This window comes from Bradyrhizobium altum (genome assembly GCF_020889705.1).
In the GTDB taxonomy this organism is placed as follows: domain Bacteria; phylum Pseudomonadota; class Alphaproteobacteria; order Rhizobiales; family Xanthobacteraceae; genus Bradyrhizobium; species Bradyrhizobium altum.
The window spans coordinates 1-971 of the sequence record NZ_JACMYP010000574.1; the positions used below are offsets into that span (position 1 = coordinate 1).

Annotated in this window: 1 protein-coding gene; it reads left to right on the forward strand. The window is 71.1% G+C overall.

The window, feature by feature from the left end:
* Positions 1 to 933, forward strand: a 933-nt coding sequence (dprA, locus tag H8B02_RS47465; RefSeq protein WP_229172544.1) for a DNA-processing protein DprA, incomplete at its 5' end; no start/stop codon positions are given.
* Between the last annotated feature and the right edge of the window lie 38 nt (positions 934 to 971).

Genomic DNA, 971 nt, shown 5'->3' on the forward strand with positions numbered 1-971 from the left:
CCCGGGCGCATCACGAGCGAAGCCGACGCCGCCGCGGAGCTCGCGGCCTGTCGCAAATTCGGCATCGACCTCGTCGCGCCGGAGGAAGCCCACTATCCGGCGCGGCTTGCCACCATCGACGACGCGCCGCCGCTGCTTGGCGTACGCGGTGCGCGCGACACGCTGATGCGCCCGATGATCGCGATCGTCGGCTCCCGCAATGCTTCCGGCGCCGGGCTGAAATTTGCAGGCCAGCTGGCGCGCGATGTTGGCGACGCCGGCTTTGTCGTGATCTCCGGCCTCGCCCGCGGCATCGACCAGGCGGCGCATCGCGCGACCGTTGCAAGCGGCACGGTCGCCGTGCTGGCCGGCGGCCATGACCGCATCTACCCGCCGGAGCATGAGGATCTGCTGGCCGCCCTGCTCGCGCACGGCGCGGCGATTTCGGAGATGCCGCTCGGCCACGTGCCGCGGGCACGCGACTTCCCCCGCCGCAACCGGCTGATCTCGGGCGCATCGCTCGGCGTCGTGGTGGTGGAGGCCGCGCATCGCTCCGGCTCGCTGATCACGGCACGGATGGCCGCCGAACAGGGCCGCGAGGTGTTCGCGGTGCCGGGCTCGCCGATCGATCCGCGCGCCGCCGGCGCCAACGATTTGATCAAGCAAGGCGCCACGCTGGTCACCGAAGCCGCCGACGTCATCAGCGCGGTCACGCCGATCATGGAGCGGCCCGTCATGCTGTCCGCGCGCGAAGACGACGAGCCGCTGGATTTTGCCACCGGTGCGTCCGATCGCGCGCGCATCATCAATCTGCTCGGACCGAGCCCGATCAGCCTCGACGATCTGATCCGAATGGCCGATGTCTCGCCCGCTGTCGTCCGCGCGGTGCTGCTGGAGCTCGAGCTCGCCGGCAGACTCGAGCGTCACGGCGGCGGGCTGGTGTCGATGATCTGACGCGACGCGGCGGAGGCGTCTCGCGCAAACCTCACCCC